Annotated in this window: 20 protein-coding genes; 8 read left to right on the top strand and 12 right to left on the bottom strand. The window is 75.0% G+C overall.

Annotated elements, in window-relative coordinates; genetic code table 11:
• Window position 1: 1 nt before the first annotated feature.
• Window positions 2–1,027, bottom strand: a complete 1,026-nt coding sequence (gene ku / locus O2W17_RS17500) for a non-homologous end joining protein Ku (RefSeq protein WP_269193723.1) — start codon at window positions 1,025–1,027, stop codon at window positions 2–4.
• Between the two features lie 137 nt (window positions 1,028–1,164).
• Window positions 1,165–1,752 carry a DUF1360 domain-containing protein gene (locus tag O2W17_RS17495; RefSeq protein ID WP_269193722.1) on the bottom strand — a complete coding sequence of 196 codons (588 nt, stop codon included), beginning with the start codon at window positions 1,750–1,752 and terminating at the stop codon, window positions 1,165–1,167.
• A 191-nt stretch (window positions 1,753–1,943) separates the two neighbouring features.
• Between O2W17_RS17495 and O2W17_RS17490 the strand changes: the two genes are divergently transcribed.
• Together O2W17_RS17490 and O2W17_RS17485 are read left to right on the top strand one after the other, a co-directional pair.
• Window positions 1,944–2,357, top strand: coding sequence for a hypothetical protein (locus O2W17_RS17490; protein ID WP_269193721.1), 414 nt, complete (start codon window positions 1,944–1,946; stop codon window positions 2,355–2,357).
• Window positions 2,358–2,618: 261 nt separating this feature from the next.
• The gene (locus O2W17_RS17485; RefSeq protein ID WP_269193720.1) at window positions 2,619–3,017 is read left to right on the top strand and encodes an STAS domain-containing protein; all 399 of its coding nucleotides are present in this window, start codon (window positions 2,619–2,621) and stop codon (window positions 3,015–3,017) included.
• Window positions 3,018–3,096: 79 nt separating this feature from the next.
• On the opposite strand, the gene O2W17_RS17480 is transcribed toward O2W17_RS17485, so the two are convergent.
• Both O2W17_RS17480 and O2W17_RS17475 read right to left on the bottom strand, forming a co-directional pair.
• A complete protein-coding gene (locus O2W17_RS17480; RefSeq protein WP_269193719.1) occupies window positions 3,097–4,104 on the bottom strand; it encodes a DNA topoisomerase IB in 1,008 nt (335 codons plus the stop codon).
• Window positions 4,105–4,162: 58 nt separating this feature from the next.
• Window positions 4,163–5,980, bottom strand: coding sequence for a SpoIIE family protein phosphatase (locus O2W17_RS17475; RefSeq protein WP_269193718.1), 1,818 nt, complete (start codon window positions 5,978–5,980; stop codon window positions 4,163–4,165).
• Window positions 5,981–6,205: 225 nt separating this feature from the next.
• Between O2W17_RS17475 and O2W17_RS17470 the strand changes: the two genes are divergently transcribed.
• Window positions 6,206–6,703: an ATP-binding protein gene (locus tag O2W17_RS17470; protein WP_269193717.1), complete on the top strand. Its 498-nt coding sequence runs from the start codon at window positions 6,206–6,208 to the stop codon at window positions 6,701–6,703.
• On the top strand, window positions 6,700–7,644 hold the full coding sequence (locus O2W17_RS17465; RefSeq protein WP_269193716.1) for an RNA polymerase sigma factor SigF: 945 nt from the start codon (window positions 6,700–6,702) through the stop codon (window positions 7,642–7,644). The genes O2W17_RS17470 and O2W17_RS17465 overlap by 4 nt, the downstream gene beginning before the upstream one ends.
• An 83-nt stretch (window positions 7,645–7,727) precedes the next feature.
• Here the strand turns inward: O2W17_RS17465 and O2W17_RS17460 are convergent, their stop codons facing one another.
• Both O2W17_RS17460 and O2W17_RS17455 read right to left on the bottom strand, forming a co-directional pair.
• Window positions 7,728–8,942 carry an SPFH domain-containing protein gene (locus tag O2W17_RS17460; protein WP_269193715.1) on the bottom strand — a complete coding sequence of 405 codons (1,215 nt, stop codon included), beginning with the start codon at window positions 8,940–8,942 and terminating at the stop codon, window positions 7,728–7,730.
• Between the two features lie 78 nt (window positions 8,943–9,020).
• Window positions 9,021–9,458, bottom strand: coding sequence for an NfeD family protein (locus O2W17_RS17455; protein ID WP_269193714.1), 438 nt, complete (start codon window positions 9,456–9,458; stop codon window positions 9,021–9,023).
• Window positions 9,459–9,532: 74 nt separating this feature from the next.
• Here O2W17_RS17455 and O2W17_RS17450 point away from each other — a divergent pair, with 74 nt between their 5' ends.
• Window positions 9,533–10,267 carry a hypothetical protein gene (locus O2W17_RS17450; protein ID WP_269193713.1) on the top strand — a complete coding sequence of 245 codons (735 nt, stop codon included), beginning with the start codon at window positions 9,533–9,535 and terminating at the stop codon, window positions 10,265–10,267.
• A gap of 104 nt (window positions 10,268–10,371) precedes the next feature.
• Here O2W17_RS17450 and O2W17_RS17445 read toward each other — a convergent pair whose 3' ends face one another.
• The 4 genes from O2W17_RS17445 to O2W17_RS17430 form a co-directional block, all read right to left on the bottom strand.
• Window positions 10,372–11,520: a ferrochelatase gene (locus O2W17_RS17445; protein ID WP_269193712.1), complete on the bottom strand. Its 1,149-nt coding sequence runs from the start codon at window positions 11,518–11,520 to the stop codon at window positions 10,372–10,374.
• Window positions 11,521–11,589: 69 nt separating this feature from the next.
• A complete protein-coding gene (gene fabI / locus O2W17_RS17440) occupies window positions 11,590–12,363 on the bottom strand; it encodes an enoyl-ACP reductase FabI (protein ID WP_269193711.1) in 774 nt (257 codons plus the stop codon).
• The gene (gene fabG / locus O2W17_RS17435; RefSeq protein WP_269193710.1) at window positions 12,363–13,067 is read right to left on the bottom strand and encodes a beta-ketoacyl-ACP reductase; all 705 of its coding nucleotides are present in this window, start codon (window positions 13,065–13,067) and stop codon (window positions 12,363–12,365) included. The genes fabI and fabG overlap by 1 nt, the downstream gene beginning before the upstream one ends.
• A 67-nt stretch (window positions 13,068–13,134) precedes the next feature.
• The gene (locus O2W17_RS17430; protein ID WP_269193709.1) at window positions 13,135–14,088 is read right to left on the bottom strand and encodes a diacylglycerol/lipid kinase family protein; all 954 of its coding nucleotides are present in this window, start codon (window positions 14,086–14,088) and stop codon (window positions 13,135–13,137) included.
• A 247-nt stretch (window positions 14,089–14,335) separates the two neighbouring features.
• Here O2W17_RS17430 and O2W17_RS17425 point away from each other — a divergent pair, with 247 nt between their 5' ends.
• From O2W17_RS17425 to paaI, 3 genes are all read left to right on the top strand, one after another.
• Window positions 14,336–16,090, top strand: a complete 1,755-nt coding sequence (locus tag O2W17_RS17425) for a SpoIIE family protein phosphatase (RefSeq protein ID WP_269193708.1) — start codon at window positions 14,336–14,338, stop codon at window positions 16,088–16,090.
• A gap of 108 nt (window positions 16,091–16,198) precedes the next feature.
• Entirely contained in the window at window positions 16,199–16,648 is a 450-nt protein-coding gene (locus tag O2W17_RS17420) for an ATP-binding protein (RefSeq protein WP_269193707.1), read from the top strand.
• A 152-nt stretch (window positions 16,649–16,800) separates the two neighbouring features.
• A complete protein-coding gene (paaI, locus tag O2W17_RS17415) occupies window positions 16,801–17,241 on the top strand; it encodes a hydroxyphenylacetyl-CoA thioesterase PaaI (protein WP_269193706.1) in 441 nt (146 codons plus the stop codon).
• Between the two features lie 12 nt (window positions 17,242–17,253).
• On the opposite strand, the gene O2W17_RS17410 is transcribed toward paaI, so the two are convergent.
• Window positions 17,254–17,853: a TetR/AcrR family transcriptional regulator gene (locus O2W17_RS17410; protein ID WP_269193705.1), complete on the bottom strand. Its 600-nt coding sequence runs from the start codon at window positions 17,851–17,853 to the stop codon at window positions 17,254–17,256.
• Window positions 17,850–19,181: a phenylacetate--CoA ligase PaaK gene (gene paaK, locus O2W17_RS17405; RefSeq protein WP_269193704.1), complete on the bottom strand. Its 1,332-nt coding sequence runs from the start codon at window positions 19,179–19,181 to the stop codon at window positions 17,850–17,852. The genes O2W17_RS17410 and paaK overlap by 4 nt, the downstream gene beginning before the upstream one ends.
• Window positions 19,182–19,251: the final 70 nt, after the last annotated feature.

The raw sequence follows: 19,251 nt of genomic DNA, 5'->3' as shown, positions 1-19,251 counted from the left end.
GTCAGGCGCTGCGGCGGGCGCGCTTGGCCGGCGGCTTCTCGGCGCCCGCGGTCGTGCCCGCGGCCGTCGTCTTCTTCGCCGCGGTGGTCTTCTCCGCCGCGGGCTTCTTCGCGGCGGCCTTCTTCGCCGGGGCCTTCGCGGCCGCCGTCTTCCGCGCGGGCGCCCGCTTGGCGGGGGACTTCGCGGCGGGTGCCGCGTCCTCCCCGGTGTCGGTGTCGTCGGCGTCCGGGGAGGCTGCGCCGGCGTCCTGGGCCCCGCCGCGGGCCCGCTCGACGCTGCGCCGCAGCGCGCTCATCAGGTCGACGACGGCGGCACCGTCGTCGGGGGTCTCCGCCGGCGGGGCGACCTCGCCACCGCTCTGCTTGGCCTCCAGCAGGGCGGTCATCGCCTCGCGGTAGTCGTCGGTGAACTCGCCGGGGTCGAACTCCGCCGTCATCGAGCCGATGAGCGCCTCGGCCATCTTCAGCTCCTGCGGCCGGACGGAGATGTCCTCGTCGAGGAAGGCGAAGTCCGGACGGCGGATCTCGTCGGGCCAGCGCATGGTGTGCAGCACCAGGACGCCGTCGCGCACCCGGAGGGCGGCCAGCGACTCCCGCTGGCGGATGGCGATCTTCGTGATCGCCACCTGCCCGGCGTTCTCCAGGGCGTCGCGCAGCAGCACGTACGGGCGCGCGGCCGGGCCGTCGGGCTCCAGGTAGTAGGTCTTCTCGAACATGATCGGGTCGATCTCGTCCTGCGCGACGAACTCGAGGACCTCGATCTCCCGGCGGCTGGAGAGCGGGAGGTCCTCGAAGTCCTCGTCGGTGAGGATCACGACCTCGCCGCTGGGCAGCTCGTACCCCTTGGCGATGTCGGCGTACTCCACCTCTTCGCCGTCGATGGAGCAGACCCGCTTGTACTTCACCCGGCCGCCGTCGACGGCGTGCACCTGGTGGAAGCGGATGTCCTTGTCCTCGGTGGCGGAGTACAGCTTCACACCGATGCTGACCAGGCCGAACGACACGGCACCGCGCCAGATCGATCGCATGCCGACCCTCCCTCGCACCCGGTTACCCGAGCGGTCCCGGTCCCGGACCCGGGTCAAGATCACAGGATAGGTGCCCAGACGTCCCCGCGGCAGCGCGAACGACGCCCCACCTCCCCCCGTCGGAGGACGGCAGCCGGTCAGGACGGCGGCTGGTCCTCGCCCTCGGCCCCGTTCTCGCCCGGCTTCAGCGCGCCGTTCTGGATCGCGTCGTACACGAACTGCAGCACGTCGGAGCCCGCGACCGTGGTCATGGTGAGCGCGGCCAGCCGGGTCGCCCGCGGCGCGGTGACGTAGCCGAAGACGAACGCCGTCCCCACCCACTGCGCCAGGCAGAACGGGCAGGTGAGGAGCTCCCCGACGGCGTGCTTCACCCCGCCGTGCTCGCGCACCTCCTCGGCCACCTCGGCGTGGCCGGAGGGCCCCTGGAAGGAGGTGAACGGGGCGCGGAGCGGTGCGGTCACCGGGTCCTTGGCCAGCCGGCGGGCGAGCCGGAACGTGGCGACGGTGAGCAGCGCGGCGTCCCCGAAGGGGATCCGCTCCGGCAGCTCCCGGCCCGAGGCGCGCACCGCGACGGCGCCCGCTGCCACGAGGCTGCCGTACACGCCCATGGCACCCAGGTCGCTGCCCAGCGGCCGGGCCTCGCCGTTCGTGTACTCGCGCTTCTGGGTCCGCGCCCACCGGAAGATCGGTGCGCCGACCCGCTGCACCTCGTCTGCGATCGCCATGGCCTGCGGCTACCCCCGCCGTGCGACCGCCATGCCGCCACGCCGCAGGGAGTGCGCCGACGCACACCGGCGCATGCCCGCGCAGCCGCCGGGTAGGGCGGTGGTCCGACGCCGGTCCCCCGACCGGCTCCGCGTCCCCGCCGGACGCCCGCACAGCACGCGCGCACGCCGCGCAGAGACGGAGGCACCGCATGACGCAGCCCGAGGGCCAGACCGCGCGCGACATCTTCCCCGAGGACGACGGCGTCCCCGAGGTGGCCCAGGACGACTCGCCCACCATGGAGCGGGCCGAGGACCCCCAGTTCGAGCCGATGCCCGGCGAGCACGCCACCGCGACCACCGACTTCGGCACCACCGCCTTCGAGCAGGCCGAGGGTGAGTCGCTGAGCGGCCGGCTCGACCGGGAACTGCCCGACGACGTCCCGGACGTGCGCCCGGCCGAGGACCCGCAGCGGGCCGAAGCGCAGCTGGAGCAGGACACCTCCACCACCCCGGAGAGCGACTCCGGCACCAACCGCACCGCCGACGACGTCGAGGCGACCGCGGACGTGGCCATCGGTGGCGAGGGCCCCGAGGAGAGCGCCGTGCACGTCATCGACGGCTGATCGCCGCCTGCGTCCCGCTCCCCGGCCCACCCCTCGCAGCCACCCCCTCGGGTGGCTCCCGGGGGGTGGGTTGGCGCGCGCCCGCCAGGTTGTCTACGTTTGGTCCGCGGTTCAGCAGGTAGCCGCACGTGCCGGACCGGTGGTCCGGCACGCACCACGTTCGACCACCGGCGCTCCGGGGACGACGAGCCCCCGGATGCAGCAGCGGTAGATTGTCCGGGCGGGCAGCCGTCCGGGTGCCGCCGAGAGGAGCAACTGTCCGTGACCACTTCCGACCTGCCTACCGAGGGGCAGCCCGACGTGTCGACCGAGGGCACCGAGGCGCCCTTCGACGACGTGATCACGCTGTCGACCTCCACCGACGAGGACGGCACGGTCACGGTGACGGTCGTCGGCGAGGTGGACACCTTCACCGCCCCCGTGCTCCGTTCGACGCTGGACAGCCAGCTCGAGCAGCAGCCGCGTGAGCTGGTGATCGACCTCTCCGGTGTCCAGTTCCTGGGCTCCGCGGGGCTGGCCGTGCTGGTCGAGACGCAGAAGTCGGCCCGCAGCCGCGAGGTCGCCCTGCGGCTGATCGCCACGACCCGCGCCGTCACCCGGCCGCTCGAGGTCACCGGTCTGATCGACCTGTTCACGATCGCCGACAGCCCCGCGCGCTGACGGCGGGCCCCCCGGGGCCCACGACGACGAGGCCCCCGCCGCACCGCAGCGGGGGCCTTCGTCGCGCTCGGACCCGCCCCTAGGCCTGCAGCATCGCGCAGACGGCCTGCTCGAGCGTGCGCTGCGCGTCCCGGTCGGCCTCCGCGTCGGCCGCCGCCCGCAGCGCGTCGGCCACCGTCTCGCCGTGCTCGAACCGGTCGACCACCCGGGGGTCGACGTAGCTGGCCTTGCACACGGCCGGGGTGTTGCCCAGCTGCTCCGAGACGGCCTTGTAGGCCGCGGTGACGACCTTCTTGCGCGCGGTCTTCGTCGCCGGCGGCGGCGCCTCGGCGAGCGTCGCGGCCATCATCACGGTCGCGTTCCAGGTGCGGAAGTCCTTGGCCGTGATCTCCGCTCCGCTGATCTCCTTGAGGAACGAGTTGATCTCGTCGCTGGTGACGTCCCGCCACCCGCCGTCGTCGGTCCGGTAGGCCAGCAGCTCCTCGCCGGTGCCCTCGGGGCGCTCCAGCAACTGCCGGACGACCGTGGCGGTGGGCCGGTCGGTCAGCTCGATCTCGCGCTCGATGCCGCCCTTCGCGATGTAGGAGAAGAACGTCCGCTCACCGCGCACCCGCACGTGCTCCCGGCGCAGCGTCGCCAGCCCGTAGGTGCCGTTCTCCTCGGCGTACTGCTCGCTGCCCACCCGGAAGGCGCCCAGGTCCAGCAGCCGGACCGCCGTGGCCAGCACCCGTTCCCGGTTGAGCCCACGCGTCCGCAGGGCGGAGACGACGGCGTCCCGGACGTCGGGGAGCTGCTGGGCGATCTCCAGCACCCGCTCGTGCTTCTCGGCGTCGCGCCGGGCCCGCCAGGCGTCGTGGTAGCGGTACTGCCGCCGCCCGGCCGCGTCCACGCCGGTGGCCTGGATGTGCCCGTTGGGCCACGGGCAGATCCACACGTCCTTCCAGGCCGGCGGGACGGCCAGCGCCCGGATCCGGTCGAGCCGGTCGTCCCTGAGGAGCGTCCCGTCGGTGTCGTAGTAGGCGAAGCCCCGCCCTGCCCTCCGGCGCCGGTAGCCGGGGCCGTGCACGTCGCTGCGCCGCAGTCTCACGGGCGGTGCATGAGCACCGGAGGCGTTGCGCAAACCCCCCGGGACGGAGAGTCACGCCTCAGCGCAGCTCGACCAGCCCGTCCAGGCCGCTGATCTCGAGCACGTGCCGGGTGACCCCACCCTCGGGTGCGTGCACCACCAGCCGCCAGGACTCGTCGCGGGCGATCCGCGCCATCGCCAGCACCACGCGGACGGCGGCGCTGCTGAACAGGCCGACGCGGGCCAGGTCGAGCTCCATCGGCGTCGCCCCGCCGTGGCTGGCCTCCAGCATCCGGATGCGCAGCTGCTCGGCGGCCGCCACGTCCACCGCGCCGCTGGCCCGGACCACGGGGCGCTCGCCGTCCCGGTCGACCACCACGTCGGCGTTGTCGGACGGGCGGAGCTGGTCGAGGTCCTCGTCCGGGGTGCGGCGGAGCCGGAAGCCCAGGGTGACCGTCGTCCCGTGGTCCTCCTCCAGCGTCACGCCGTCGACGAGCTGGCGCATGATCAGCAGCCCGCGCCCGCGGTCGCCGGGGTCGCGGGCCGGCGGCCGCCAGGTGCCCTTGTCGTGGACGGTCACGGTGAGCACGCCGTCGACGTCGACCCGGGCGGCCACCGACATCGGCCCGGGTTCGCTGCCCCGGTAGGCGTGCTCGGCGGCGTTGGCGCAGGCCTCCCCGACGGCGACCATGATGCCGACCCGGTCCTGCTCCCCCATGCCGAGCCCGGTGAGCCAGGCGTTGAGCCGGCGGCGCACCCCGGGCAGCGCCGACGGCACCGCGAGCAGGTCCAGCCGCAGCGCCCCCTGCGTGGTGGCCCGGCGGTGGGCCACCAGGACGGCGACGTCGTCCAGCCAGCCGTGCGGCCGGCGCACGCCCTCGGCGATGGCGCCCGCCAGCCCCGCGACGGCGTCCACGTCCAGTGCGCCGGGCGCGCCGAGCACCGCGCGGGCGGCCTCACCGAGGCTCTCCAGCGCCTCGGCGGGCACGGTCGCACCGGCGACCGCGCCGTTGGAGAACAGCACCAGCGTGGCGCCGTGCGGCAGCACGTCCTCGTGCACCGGCGCCGGCGCCCCGGGGAGGCTGCCCAGCGGGGGGCGCGGCGTGACCTCGAGGAAGGAGGTGACCCCGTCGGCCTGCACCACGAGGGGCGCCGGGTGACCGGCGGCGCTGTACACCAGCCGCCCGGTCGCGGCCTCCAGGACGCCGTAGAAGACCGACGTGCCCTCGATGTCGTCCATCTGCGCGGCGAAGGCGTCCAGCGCGGCGAGCACCGCCGCCGGCTCGGGATCGCGCAGCAGCGTGGAGCGCATCGCACCGCGCAGCCGGCTCATCGCACCGGCCGCGGGCACGCCGTGCCCGACCGCGTCGCCCACGACGAGGGCCACCCGGCCCTTGCCCAGCGGCACCGCGTCGTACCAGTCGCCGCCGGCGACCGCCAGATCGCTGGCCCGGTGGTAGCTACCCGACAGCCCGACGTCGGGGAGCATCGGCAGCGACGCCGGGAGCAGCGACAGCTGAGCGCGCTGGACGTCGTCGGTGGCCGACGCCTCGACGACGACGATCGCGCCGGGCCCTCCGGCGACGGTCATCGGGCGCGCGGTCGCCGTCGCCACCGGCCCGTCGGGCTCCAGCGTGCCGTGCAGGACCTCCGGCCGGCCGCTCTTCACCGCGGCCTCGACCAGGTCGGCGACCGGTCGCCCGGAGATCTCCGGCAGGCCGTTGCGCCCGGCGTCCAGCCCGCGGGCGCGGGCGTTGGCCCACAGCGGCGCGGCGGCGCCCGCGCCGAGGCAGAAGACGGCGTCCGGCGCGTTCTCCAGGGCAGCGAGCAGCGCCGCGGCACCCTCGTCCAGGGTGCCGTCGGATGCGGGTGGCAGACTGCCGGAACTGGCGCTCATCTCGGGCCAGGAAACAACAGGGTCCCGGCCGCGGCAACCGCGTCCAGGGGGCCGTCGCGCACGTGGTGATCACCACGTTTTGCGGGGCCCCACCAGCGGGTAAGCCGCGGTCTTGTGCACCGTCCGGGTGCCGGTCCGCACCCCTCCGGTGGCCGGGCCGCCCGGCAGGATGGACCGCCGCGACTCGAGGGTCGAGCGCGCCGGCAACGAAGGAGCGGACGACGGATGGTCGACTCGAGGGGCACCCTCGCGCAGGACGGACGACGCGCCGAGCGTCTGGAGCTGCGGGTGCCCACCACCGCCACCCAGCTGCCCGCGGTGCGGGCGATGACCGGTGACCTGGCGATGCGCATGGACTACGACCTGGACGCGGTGGAGGACCTCCGGCTCGCCGTCGACGAGGCCTGCGCGACCCTGACGCCCATCGCCCTGGGCGACGCGCCGCTCACCGTGGTCTTCGAGACCACCCGCGCCGGGCTGCACATCGACGCCTGGGTGCCCACGAGCGACGGCACCGAGGTGCCCACCGACGGCTTCGGCTGGGCCGTGCTCGCCGCCCTCGTGGACGCGGTGGAGGGCCGCCGGTCCACCGAGCGCGACGTGCCCGGCGGCGACGGCTCCGACGGCCCGGTCGCCGTGATCTCGCTGGACAAGTACCTGCCCGGCCAGCATCCGACCGGGGTGAGCGGCGAGCCGGGGCAGAACCTCACGGTGGCCCGGTGAGCCAGTCGGCTGCCACCGACTCCCGCGAGGAGGAGCCCCTGAACGCTGCAGACGGCACGCCGGTCGACCCCGCGGCAGAGGCCCCGGTCGACACCCCGGACGCGCCCGCGGCCGACAGCCCGGACGAGCCCGCGGTCGAGGTCGCCCCCGTTCCGGAGCCTGACGCACCGCCGCTGTCGGAGAACCGGAAGCGGGCCGAGCGCACCGCGCCGCTGTTCGCCGAGCTGGCCACCCTGGAGAAGGACGACCCCCGCCGCGAGCGGCTCCGGGAGATCCTCGTCGAGGAGCACCTGCCGCTGGTGCGGCACTTCGCCCGCCGGTTCAGCAACCGGGGCGAGCCGTTCGACGACCTGCTCCAGGTGGGCACGCTCGGCCTGATCGCCGCCATCGACCGGTTCGACCCGACCCGCGGGGTGGAGTTCCTCTCCTTCGCGGTGCCGACGATCACCGGTGAGATCAAACGGCACTTCCGCGATCAGGGCTGGTCGGTGCGCGTCCCGCGGCGGCTGCAGGAGCTGCACCTGTCGCTGAACGCCGCCGTCGGCGAGCTGGCCCAGAAGAACGGCCGCGCCCCGACCCCGTCGGAGCTGGCCGAGCACCTGGGCATCCCGCGGGCCGAGGTGCTCGAGGGCCTGGCCGTGGCCAACGCCTACCGCAGCAGCTCGCTGGACGAGCGGCTCTCCGGCGAGGACGACTCCCCCACCCTGGCCGCGACGCTGGGCGAGGAGGACGCCGCGCTGGAGGGCGTGGAGTACCGCGAGTCGCTGCAGCCGCTGCTGGCCACCATCCCGGCCCGCGAGCGGCGCATCCTCATCCTGCGGTTCTTCGGCAACATGACCCAGTCGCAGATCGCCGCCGACATCGGCATCTCGCAGATGCACGTCTCGCGCCTGCTCAGCCAGACCCTCGCCAAGCTCCGCGAGGGCCTGCTCAAGGACTGAGCGACCCGCCCCGCTGGGGGCGTTCACGACGGTGGCCCAGGACCTCGCGGTCCTGGGCCACCGTCGTCCGGTACGGGTGCTGCCTACTGCTGCTGCCCGTCCTCGGTGCCGAACTGCTCGCGGACGACCGGGTCGGCGGCCGGGCCGCTGTCCCGCACGTCCTGGGTCACCTCCGACAGCGGCGGCGGGGTCGGGATGGCAGGCGCCGAATCGGTGATGCTCGACAGCTCGATCCGGGCCTCGGGCTGGTCGGCCGCGGCCGGCAGCTGCGACTCGAACCAGCTGCTGGTGTCCAGACCGCCGCCCGACGAGCCGCCGTTGCCGGCGGCCTGCGCGGGGTCGACGTCCATCCAGGACTTGCCGCCCTCGGCGCCGCCGAGGCCGGCCAGCCCCTCCAGCGCCTTGCTGAACTCGCTGGGGACGATCCACATCTTGTTGGCGTCGCCCTGCGCGATCTTCGGCAGCGTCTGCAGGTACTGGTAGGCCAGCAGGCCCTGGTCGGGCTTGCCGTCGTGGATGGCCTGGAAGACCGTCTCGATGGACTTCGCCTGACCCTGCGCCTGGAGGTAGAGGGCCGCGCGCTCACCCTCGGCGCGCAGGATCCGGCTCTGCCGCTCGGCCTCCGCCTCCAGGATCGCGGACTGCTTCTGGCCCTCCGCCGACAGGATGGCGGCGGCCTTCTCGCCCTCGGCGGAGGTGATCGCCGCCTGGCGCTGACCCTCGGCGGTGAGGATGATCGCGCGCTTGTCGCGGTCGGCGCGCATCTGCTTCTCCATCGAGTCCTGGATGGACAGCGGCGGGTCGATCGCCTTGATCTCGACGCGGGCGACCCGCAGACCCCAGGGCCCGGTCGTGCCGTCGAGCACCGAGCGGAGCTGGCTGTTGATGCCGTCCCGGCCGGTGAGGGCGCCCTCGAGGTTGAGCCCACCGACGACGTTGCGCAGCGTCGTCGTGGTCAGCTGCTCCATGCCGGTGATGTAGTTCGCGATCCCGTACACCGCCAGCCGCGGGTCGGTGACCTGGAAGTAGACGACGGTGTCGATGCCGACCTGCAGGTTGTCGGCGGTGATGACCGGCTGGGGCGGGAACGAGATGACCTGCTCGCGCAGGTCGATCGTGGCCCGCACGCGGTCGATGAAGGGCACCAGGAGCGAGAGGCCGGGCGACAGGGTCCGGCTGTACCGACCCAACCGCTCGACGACCTTGGCCTGGGCCTGGGGGACGATGGTCACGCTCTTGGCGATCACGACGATCACCAGGACGGCGATGACGAGCAGTGCGATGAGCGCCGCATCCACGGCTGGCTCCCTTCGTCGGGGGTCAGCCTCGATCCTCCCCCGCCGGGGACGCCCACGTCAGCACCCGGCGGACGACGTTCACTCCAGTGCGTCGCCGACGACCGCCGTCGCGCCGTCCACCTGCAGGATGCGCACCGTCTCGCCGGCGGTGAAGGACTCCCCGCCGTGCTGGCTCCGCGCCGACCACTCGTCGGCGCCGATGCGGATCCGGCCCCCCGAGACGTCGACGTCCCGGGTGACCTGCGCCGTCTTCCCGATGAGCGTGTCGACGCCGTCGAGCTGCAGCGGCGTGCGGTCGGTGAGGTGCTTCTGCGCCAGCGGTCGCACCAGCGCGAGGAGCACCCCGGAGACGACGATGAAGGTGACGATCTGCAGCACCGCGGCCCCGCCGAGCAGCGCGACCGTCATCCCGCCGACGGCACCACCGGCGAGCATGAGCAGCACCAGGTCGAGGGTGAAGACCTCACCGATCGCCAGGAGTCCCGCACCGATCAGCCAGAGCAGCCAGGCAGCCATGACCCGAGTCTGGCAGAGCGGGGGCGCCCGGGTGGGCACACGGCCGCCCGGCCGCGCCGTCGTAGCCTCGGCCGGTGCACGACTTCCCCGCCGGCCGCCTCGCGGTCTGGTCCACCGCCTGGCTCGCCGGGCGCACGTCCTACGACGAGGCGCTGGACGCGCTGACCGGCGCGCACGCGCACCTGGTGACGGGCATGGCCGGGGAGCCCGGGGCCGTGCCGCTCGGGGCGGCGCTGACGGCGTTGCGCGGGCTGGGCGAGCGGCGGCTGCGGCTCGTGCTGCCGGTGCCCGGCGACGTCCGGGGGCTCCCGGCGCTGCCGGGGCTGGCGCCGGCGGCACTGGAGGCGGGTCAGGCCGCCGTCGGTGACCGGGTGGTGCTCGTGCCGCGGCCGGGCCCCGAGGTGGTCACCTGGACGGCGTTCCCGCTCGACGGCGCGGCTCCGCCACCGCCACCCGTGGAGGGCACGCTGCGGGCGGTGTCCGGCGCCCTCGACCTCGCCGTCGGCGACGCGGCCCGCACCCTGGTGGGCCTTGACCTCGCGCGCTGGCACCCGGAGGTACCCGGGCTGCTGGCGGACCTGGCCCGCCCGAAGCCGGCCCCCGGCCTGCCGTTCGACCACGACCCGCTGGCGCTGTCGGTGCTGGGCCGAGCGCAGCGGCTCGCGGCCGTGCTGGACCTCGCCGCGACCGACGCACCCGGGGCGGCGGTCAACCACGCGCAGGCCGCCGCCCGCGACGCCGCCCTGCGCCCGCTCTCCGACGCGGTGCGCGAGGCGGTCGTCGCCGCCTACAACGCCGTCCCGCGATAGCGGGACGGCGCTGTAGGCCAGCGGGAGCCACGCTCTGGGAGTGTTCCTCGCGCTTCCGGGGCCCTGCAGCACCCGGGAAGCGCGAGGAACACCCCGCAAGCGGGTTAGCTGCTCGCCGGCCGGCTCGGGCGCGGCGGGACGAAACAGCAGGACGCGGGGCAGTTGGTGCCCAGCCGGGGCTCGCCCCCGGCGCGGCGCTCCTCGAGCAGCTCGCGCAGCGCGGTCACGAACGCCGGGTGGGTGCCGGCGGTGGCGGCCCGGGCGAACGCGAGACCGACCTCCTCGGCGGTCTCCTTCGCCTCGTTGTCGAGGTCCCAGATCACCTCGAGGTGGTCGCTGACGAAGCCCACCGGGAACAGGACGACGGCCTTCTCCCCCGCCTGCGCGAGCGCCTTCAGGTGGTCGTTGACGTCGGGCTCCAGCCACGGCACCGACGGCGGGCCGCTGCGGCTCTGCCACACCAGGTCGACGGGGCGCCCCGGGGCAGCGCGGTCGACCACCTGCCGGGCGGCGGCCACCAGCTCCGCCTCGTACGCGTGCCCCTCGGGCCCGGCGACGGCGGCCATCGTGTCGGGGATGCTGTGCGCCGTCGCGACCAGGCGGGCGGTGTCGCGCACGTCCTCGGGCAGCTCGGCCAGCGCCGCGGCCAGCGCATCGGCGTTGGCCCGCACGAAGCCGTCGGCGTCGAAGTAGTGCGGCAGCTTCTCCGCGGTCGGACCGCCGGGCGCGGCGGCGTCCCCGGTCATCCCGGCCCGGGCACGGGCGATGTCCTCGTGGTACTGCCGGCAGCCGGAGAAGGAGGCGTAGGCCGACGTCGCCAGGACGTAGGCGTGCTGGATGCCGTCGTCGGCCATCTGCCGCCAGACGTCCTCGACGTAGGGCGCCCAGTTGCGGTTGCCCCAGTAGACCGGCAGGTCGATCCCGACCGAGCGGAGCTCGGCCTCGAGCGCGGCGATCAGCGCCTTGTTCTGGTCGTTGATCGGGCTCACGCCGTCGAAGTGGTGGTAGTGCTCGGCGACCTCCTCGAGCCGCTCGCGCGGGATCCCGCGGCCGCGGGTGACGTTCTCGAGGAAGGGCATGACGTCGTCGTGGCCCTCCGGGCCGCCGAACGACAGGAGCAGCAGCGCCTCCCGCCGGCCGGGCGGGGCGGGCTCGGCCGACGGCGCGACGCCGCCGTTGTTGCGGACGGCGAGCGAGGGGTCCTCGTCGGGTCGCTGACCGGCAGGGGTGATGTCGACGATTGCGCGGGGCACGTGGGTTCTTTCCGGTTGCGGGGCGTCGGCGGATGCACTCCCCCGCCGACGGCGGAGCTCGAAGGGGTGTCACACGCCGACGGCGTGGAATCCCCCGTCGACGTGGACGATCTCGCCGGTGGTGGCGGGGAACCAGTCCGACAGCAGGGCGACGACGGCCTTGCCGGCGGGCTCGGTGTCGGTGACCGACCAGCCGAGCGGGGCGCGGCCCTCCCAGGCCTCCTCGAACTGCTTGCTGCCGGGGATGGACTTCATGGCCATGCTGCGCAGCGGGCCGGCGGCGACGATGTTGGACCGCACGCCCTCGGGCCCGAGCTCGCGCGCCACGTACCGCGAGGTGGACTCCAGCGCCGCCTTGGCCGCGCCCATCCAGCCGTAGACGGGCCACGCGACCGAGGCGTCGAAGGTGAGCCCGACGACGGAGGAGGGGTTGGTCAGCAGCGGCCGGCAGGCCTGGGCGAGTGCGGCGTAGGACCACGCCGACACCTGGAACGCCGTCGCGGCGTGCTCCCAGGCGACCTCGGGGAAGCCCTCCCCCATCGCCTCCTGCGGCGCGAAACCGATGGAGTGGACGACGCCGTCGAGGCGGTCGACGCCCTGCTCCCGCAGCCGGTCGGCGAGCGTGGCCAGGTGCTCGGCGTCCGTGACGTCGAGCTCGACCACCGCGGCCTCCTGCGGCAGCCGCTTGGCGATCCGCGTGCACAGCGACAGGGCACGGCCGAAGTTGGAGAGGACGACGGTGGCGCCCTGCTCCTGGGCCAGCCGGGCGGTCGCGTACGCGATCGACGCCTCGGTGAGGACGCCGGTGATCAGGACCTTCTTGCCCTCGAGAATGCCGCTCATCAGTGCCCCATCCCCAGTCCGCCGTCGACCGGGACGACCGCCCCGGTGATGTAGCCCGCCGCGTCGGAGGCCAGGAAGCGCACGACGCCGGCGATCTCGTCGGCGTCGGCGTACCGCCCCAGCGGCACCTGCCCCAGGATCTCCTTCTGCCGGGCCTCCGGCAGCTCGGCGGTCATGTCGGTGGTCACGAACCCGGGCGCCACCACGTTGGCCGTGATGCCGCGGCTGCCGAGCTCGCGGGCGATCGAGCGGGCCAGGCCGACCAGACCGGCCTTGCTCGCCGCGTAGTTCGCCTGCCCGGCCGAGCCCAGCAGCCCCACGACCGAGGAGACGAAGACCATCCGGCCCGAACGGGCCCGCACCATCTTCGCGGTGGCCCGCTTGGCCACCCGGTAGGCGGCGGTCAGGTTCGCGTCGAGGACGTCGGTGAAGTCCTCGTCCTTCATCCGCATCAGGAGGCCGTCGCGGGTGATGCCGGCGTTGCTGATCAGCACCTCCACCGGCCCCTGGTGCGCCTCGACCTCGCCGAACGCGCGGTCGACGTCCTCGGTGCTGGTGACGTCGCACCGCACCCCGAAGAGACCGTCGGGGGCGCCGCTGCCGCGGTGGGTCACCGCGACCGAGTCGCCCTGCTCGGCGAAGGAGTGGGCGATGGCCAGCCCGATCCCCCGGTTGCCGCCGGTCACCAGCACCGACCTGCCCACGTGCACTCCCCTGCGCCGACGTCCCGGATCCCCGTCGAACCTATCCCCTGGCCGCAGGTCGCACCGCCTACCGGTCGGTACGGGCACCCGGGGAGCTCGGCTGTCCAGGTGCCTGCACCGACCAGCCGGCGGGCTGCACCCGCCACGTCCGGGCGACGGCCACCTCGCCGAGCTCGCCGTCGGCGTCGATCGCGACAGCGCTGCCCGAGAGGCGCACCTCGCGGGCCCGGGTGACCAGGACGTCGGCGCGCTCCCCGTGCCGGCCTCCGGTCAGCGCGGCCCCGAAGGCGACCCGGGCGACCGGGCCCGTCGCGGAGCTGACGACGACGTCGAGCCAGCCGTCGTCGGGCCGGGCGTCCGGGGCCAGCGGGGTGCCGCCGCCGATCGTCGGGCCGTTGCAGACGCCGACCATGAGGAGCCCGGTCGTGCCGTCGGCCGCCCAGCCCTCCGCCTCGGCGGTGGCGACCCGGCCGTCGATCTCCACGCACAGCTCCCAGCCGGTGCCGGTCATCCCGGCGATCGCGGCGCCGAGGGGGTAAGCGGCCGCGCCGAGCCGGCCCTTCAGGCGCACGGCCTCGGCCGCGGCCTCGGCACCGACGCCGGCGTGGACCGCGTTGACGACGATGCCGCCGGCGTCGTCGCGGACCAGGTCAAGGGAGCGGGGCACCCCGGCCAGCACCGCGGCGGCGCCGTCGACCGGGTCCAGCGGCAGCCCGAGGGCGCGGGCGAGGTCGTTGCCGGTGCCGCGGGCGATGATGCCGACCGGCTCTGCCGGGGTCAGCCGTCCCGCCCGGTCGAGGGCGGCCACCACGGCGTGCACCGAGCCGTCCCCGCCGAGCACGACCACCCGGCGGTCGGCGTGCGCGCGGAGCGCCTCGTCGAGCTCCGCGGCCCCGGCGGTCGCCGCGACGGCGACGTCGGCGCCGGTGCGCAGCTCCGCCAGCGCGGCCTCGACCGCGTCGTCCCCGGCCGTCCCCGCGGACCGGTTGACGACCAGCAGCAGCTCGGGGCGGTCGGGCACGGGGACTCCTGGCGTCGCGGTGGCAGCGTCGTGAACGGCTCAGTCTCTGCCGACGGAGGCCGGGCACCGCTACCCGTGTCACCCGCTCGGGCACCGCGACCCGGATCACCCGACCGGGCACCGCCGGGAGGCCGGTGCCCGCCGTCTGCTAGAAGGATGACGTGCAACCGAATCCCGTGGCAGCCGTCTCGGCGTCGGCCTCGTGAGCGGCCGGCAACGCGCCGGGGACCCAGCACGGCTGACAGCGGTGCGCGCCACCGACCTGCTCGACGCGGACGCCGGCGCCTCGTTCGACCGGCTGACCGCGCTGGCACGGCGGCTGACCGGCGCGCCCCTGGCCTTCCTCACCGTCGTCGACGGCGAGCGCTCGTACTGGCTCAGCCGCCAGGGGCTGCCCGAGGACGGCCCGGTGCAGAACACCGTCGACGAGTCGTTCTGCCAGTACGTCCTCGGCGGGGACCGGCTGGTGCTGCCGGACGTGACCGAGGACGACCGGACCCGCGACAACCCCTCGATCGACGGCATGGGGGTACGGGCGTGGGCCGGCTTCCCGGTGCACACCCCCGACGGCCAGGTGCTCGGCAGCTTCTGCGTCGTGGACACCGACGTGCACGAGTGGAGCCGTGACGACGTCGCGCTCCTGGAGGACCTCGCGGCCATCGCCACCCGGGAGGTGGCCCTGCGCGTGGCCACCACGCAGGCCGAGCGGGCGACGGCGGCGGCGCGGGCCGAGGCCGAGCGCGCCGCGCTCCTCGCCCGGATCGCGGACCTGCTGACCGCGGGCTCCGACCTCGCCGACGTCTGGGAGTCGATCGCCACCCTCGCCGTCCCCGCGCTGGGCGACTTCGCCTACGTGTGCACCGTGGAGCGCGACCGCAGCCTCACGCCGGTCGCGGCGCGCCACCGCGAGCCCGCGGACCTGCCCGTCCTGTGGGACTGGATCACCGCTGCCGGCCGGCGCGCCGGGGAGAGCGCCGGGCCCGGCCACGTCGCCGTCACCGGGGAGGTCGAGCTGCTCGACCTCCCCGGCGCCCCGGGCCTGACGCCCGAACAGCTGGCGGCGGCCCGCCGGCTCTCGGTCTGCAGCGCGCTGGTCGTGCCCCTGACCAGCCGCCGCGAGGTCGTCGCGGTGCTGACCGTCGCCCGGACGACCGGCTCGCCGCCGTACTCGGCCACCGACCGCGAGCTGGTGACCGCCGTCGCCGACCGGGCGGCGCTGGTGGTGGAGAACGCCCTGGGCCGCGCGTGGGAGCGGACGCTCTCGGAGACCATGCAGCGGGCCCTGCTGCCTCCGCAGCTGCCGCAGCCCGACCGGCTGCAGCTGGCCTCCCGCTACCACCCGGCCGGGGACGTACAGCTGGTCGGCGGCGACTGGTACGACGCCTTCCTCGACGCCAGCGGCGGCATCAGCGTGGTGATCGGCGACGTCGCCGGGCACGACATCGACGCCGCGGCGACCATGGGCGAGCTCCGCACGATGCTCCGGATGGCCGGCCACCACGGGACGGCGACCGCCGCCGGTGTCCTGACCGCCGTGGACGCCGCCTGCGACTCCCTCGGCCACCACGTGTTCGCCACGGCCCTCGTGGCGCAGGTCCGCTCCGCGACGGGCGGAGGGCACGGCCGGGAGATCCTGTGGTCCTCGGCCGGCCACCCGCCCCCGCTGCTGCTGCACCCCGACGGGCACGTCGACGTGCTCACCGACCCGGTCGGGCTCCCGCTGGGCGTCCACCCCGACCGGCCGCGCGCGGTGCACCGGACGGCGCTCCCGCCGGGCAGCACGCTGGTGCTCTACACCGACGGGCTGATCGAGCACGGCGGCAGCGAGCTCGGCTCCCGCGACCTCGACGAGGGGCTGTCCCGGCTGGTCGACCTGCTCACCCGGTCCGCCGACGAGGACCTCGAGGAGCTGTGCGACCGCCTGGTGACACAACTGCTGCCCCCCGCCGGCGCCGACGACGACGTCGCGCTGATCGCGATCCGGGCCGGCCACGATGCCTGATCCCGGCCCCGCCGCTACCGTGGGAACCCGCGGGCTCGCAGCACCTCCCCGGCCACCCGGCCGCTCGTCGTACCGGACGCAGGCCCCGCCGAGCACCCGTGGGGAGCGATGAGCACCGACCGGCCCGCCGCCTGGGCGCACCGACCGCTGCCTCGCGTCACCGCCAGCACCGGCACGTGGTCGTGGACGATCAGCCGTCCCGCCGAGCTGACGGGTGCGCGGAACGACCTCCGGCGCGACCTCGTCGCGGGCGCGCTGCCGGTCGGCGCCGACGCCGACGACGTCGACCGGCTGCTGCTGGCCTTCGAGGAGCTGGCCTCCAACGGCCTGCGGCACAGCGGGGTCGCGGTGCAGGTGCGGGTCGTCGGCTGCGACGGCGGCTGGCTGGTCGACGTCAGCGACGCCCGGCCCGACCGGCTGCCGGTCCCGGCCGTCGATCGGGACCCCGCCTTCGGCGGCCTCGGGCTGCACCTCATCGCCCGGATGTCCACGGCGTTCGGGTGGGCCGTCGTCGGCGCCCGCAAGCACGTCTGGGCGGCGCTGGTCCCCGCGGCCTGACCCGGCGCCGGCGCACCGGCGCTCCCACGGCCGGCGGTCCGCCGACGCCGCGCCGGCCGGCGGGCCGCGTGGGAGGCTCGGCCCGTGATCACGACCTGGCCGAGCTCACGCCCCCCGGCGTGGGGTGACCGGCCGGGGTCGGGACGGCCCCGATGACCGGCCCGTCCCCGCAGCGCGTCGCGGAGGACGCGGTCCGCCGCTACCTCGCCGGCGACGCGGTCGCCCGGGCGCTCGGCGTCACCGTCAGCTCGGTGGCCCCCGGTGCGGTGACCGCGCACCTCACGGTCCGCCCCGAGATGCTCAACGGGGCCGGCAGCGCGCACGGGGCCGCGCTGTTCGCCCTCGCCGACATCGCCTTCGCGCTGGCCTGCAACTCGCACGGGTACCCGGCGGTGGGGCGCTCCTGCAGCATCGAGTACCTCGCACCGGCCTCCCCCGGCGACGCCCTCCGGGCGACGGCCGTCGAGCGCGTCGTCGTCGGGCGGGGCGGCATCTACGACGTCGCCGTCACCCGGGATGCCGACGGCGCGCTGCTGGCGGAGATGCGCGGCCACAGCCGGCAGGTGCCCGCCGCCCCGACCGCCCCGGCCTGAGAGCGGCGCCGCTCAGGGGCGCGTCCGCAGCCCCTCGAAGCTCGTGGCGATTAGCGCGTCGGCGAGGTCGTCGGCGGAGAGACCGCCGTCGGGGCGGTACCACTCGGCGATGGAGTTGACGGCGCCGAACAGCAGCCGGCTGGTGACCGCGGGGTCGACGTCGGGCCGCACGTCCCCCTCGTTCCCGGCCGAGCGGACCAGGTCGGTGACGATCCGGTCGAACGCCCGCCGCCGCTCGAGCGCCGCGCGCTCGACCTCCGAGTTGCCCCGGACCCGCAACAGCAGGGTGACCGACGGCAGCTCGGCGACGAGGACCCGCACCGAGCCGCGGACGACGTGCTCGAGCCGGTCGATGGCCCGGCCCCGCGTGGCCCCCGGCTCCTCGGTGACGGCGAACAGCGCGTCCAGCGCGCGGTCCAGGGCCAGGCGCAGCAGCCAGACCTTGCCGGGGACGTGGTGGTAGATGGCCGACTTGGTGACACCGAGCCGCGCGGCCAGCTCGTCCATGCTCGTCGCGTCGTAGCCGCGCTCGTTGAAGGTCGCGACGGCGACGTCGAGCAGCGACTCCAGCGAGTGGCCCGGCCGCCCGCGGCGCACCCGGACGCCGGTCACCCCCTCCCCCGGTTGTCGGTCAGCCGCTGCAGCTTGCCCACCGAGCGCGGCAGCGTGTCGGGGTCCACCACGAGCACGTCCACGGTCGTCCCGACGGTGTCCTTCACGCCCCGGGCCACCTCGGCGGCGGCCGGGTCCCGCCGCTCGGCGGGGCAGTCGGGCCGCGCCTCGATCCGCACCGTCAGGTGGTCCAGGCGGCCGCGGGTCGTCAGCTCGAGGGCGAAGTGCGGGGAGAGGCCCGGCGTGCGCAGCACGATCTCCTCGATCTGCGTCGGGAACAGGTTCACCCCGCGCAGGATGATCATGTCGTCGGTGCGCCCGGTGATCTTCTCGATGCGCCGCATGCCCGGCCGGGAGGTGCCGGGCAGCAGGCGGGTCAGGTCGCGGGTGCGGTAGCGGACGACCGGCATGGCCTCCTTGGTCAGCGACGTGAACACCAGCTCCCCCTGCTCCCCCTCGGGCAGCACCTCCTCGGTGGACGGGTCGATGACCTCCGGGTAGAAGTGGTCCTCCCATACGTGCAGGCCGTCCTTGGTCTCCCCGCACTCCTGCGCGACGCCGGGGCCCATCACCTCGGAGAGCCCGTAGATGTCGACGGCGTCGATGTCGAGGCGCTCCTCCATCTCCCGGCGCATCTGCTCGGTCCAGGGCTCCGCGCCGAAGATGCCGATCTCCAGGGACGACGACCGGGGATCGAGGCCCTGCTGCTCGAACTCGTCGATGACGGTGAGCATGTAGGACGGCGTCACCATGATCACCCGGGGCTCGAAGTCCTGGATCAGCTGGACCTGCCGCGGCGTCATCCCGCCGGAGACCGGGATGACGGTGCAGCCGAGCCGCTCCGCCCCGTCGTGGGCGCCGAGGCCCCCCGTGAAGAGGCCGTAGCCGTAGGCGTTGTGCAGCTTGTCGCCGGGACGCCCGCCGGCGGCGCGGATCGAGCGGGCCATCACGGTGGCCCAGGTGTCGAGGTCGCGCTCGGTGTAGCCGACGACGGTGGGCCGGCCGGTGGTCCCGGACGAGGCGTGCACGCGGCGGACCCGATCCTGCGGGACGGCGAACATGCCGAACGGGTAGTTGTCGCGCAGGTCCGCCTTGCTGGTGGTCGGGAACCGGGCGAGGTCGGCGAGGTCTCGGCAGTCGTCGGGGTGCACGCCGGCGTCGTCGAACGCCCGCCGGTAGTGCGGGACGTTGTCGTAGGCGTGGCGCAGCGTCCACCGCAGCCGCTCCAGTTGCAGGGCGCGGAGCTCGTCGCGCCCCATGCGCTCGGCCGGGTCGAGGCTCGCGGGCTCCGGGGCGTGGCCGAGCCGTCGTGGTCGGGTCGTCGTCATCCGTGCCGTCCTCGTCGCTCGGGCCGCTCCGCCCACCGGCCGGCGCTTGTGCTCGCCGGTGGTCTGGGTC

Origin of the sequence: Blastococcus sp. VKM Ac-2987 (genome assembly GCF_026967805.1) — a bacterium.
GTDB lineage: Bacteria > Actinomycetota > Actinomycetes > Mycobacteriales > Geodermatophilaceae > Blastococcus.
Note: the sequence above shows the minus strand (reverse complement) of the source record. Positions and strands in the feature narration are given on the sequence as shown.

Excerpts from the sequence above, each read along its gene's own strand:
- ku (WP_269193723.1), bottom strand. The coding sequence starts at position 1,027 with ATGCGATCGATCTGGCGCGGTGCCGTGTCGTTCGGCCTGGTCAGCATC.
- O2W17_RS17495 (WP_269193722.1), bottom strand. The coding sequence starts at position 1,752 with ATGGCGATCGCAGACGAGGTGCAGCGGGTCGGCGCACCGATCTTCCGG.
- O2W17_RS17490 (WP_269193721.1), top strand. The coding sequence starts at position 1,944 with ATGACGCAGCCCGAGGGCCAGACCGCGCGCGACATCTTCCCCGAGGAC.
- O2W17_RS17475 (WP_269193718.1), bottom strand. The coding sequence starts at position 5,980 with ATGAGCGCCAGTTCCGGCAGTCTGCCACCCGCATCCGACGGCACCCTG.
- O2W17_RS17470 (WP_269193717.1), top strand. The coding sequence starts at position 6,206 with ATGGTCGACTCGAGGGGCACCCTCGCGCAGGACGGACGACGCGCCGAG.
- O2W17_RS17455 (WP_269193714.1), bottom strand. The coding sequence starts at position 9,458 with ATGGCTGCCTGGCTGCTCTGGCTGATCGGTGCGGGACTCCTGGCGATC.
- fabI (WP_269193711.1), bottom strand. The coding sequence starts at position 12,363 with ATGAGCGGCATTCTCGAGGGCAAGAAGGTCCTGATCACCGGCGTCCTC.
- O2W17_RS17420 (WP_269193707.1), top strand. The coding sequence starts at position 16,199 with ATGAGCACCGACCGGCCCGCCGCCTGGGCGCACCGACCGCTGCCTCGC.
- paaI (WP_269193706.1), top strand. The coding sequence starts at position 16,801 with ATGACCGGCCCGTCCCCGCAGCGCGTCGCGGAGGACGCGGTCCGCCGC.
- paaK (WP_269193704.1), bottom strand. The coding sequence starts at position 19,181 with ATGACGACGACCCGACCACGACGGCTCGGCCACGCCCCGGAGCCCGCG.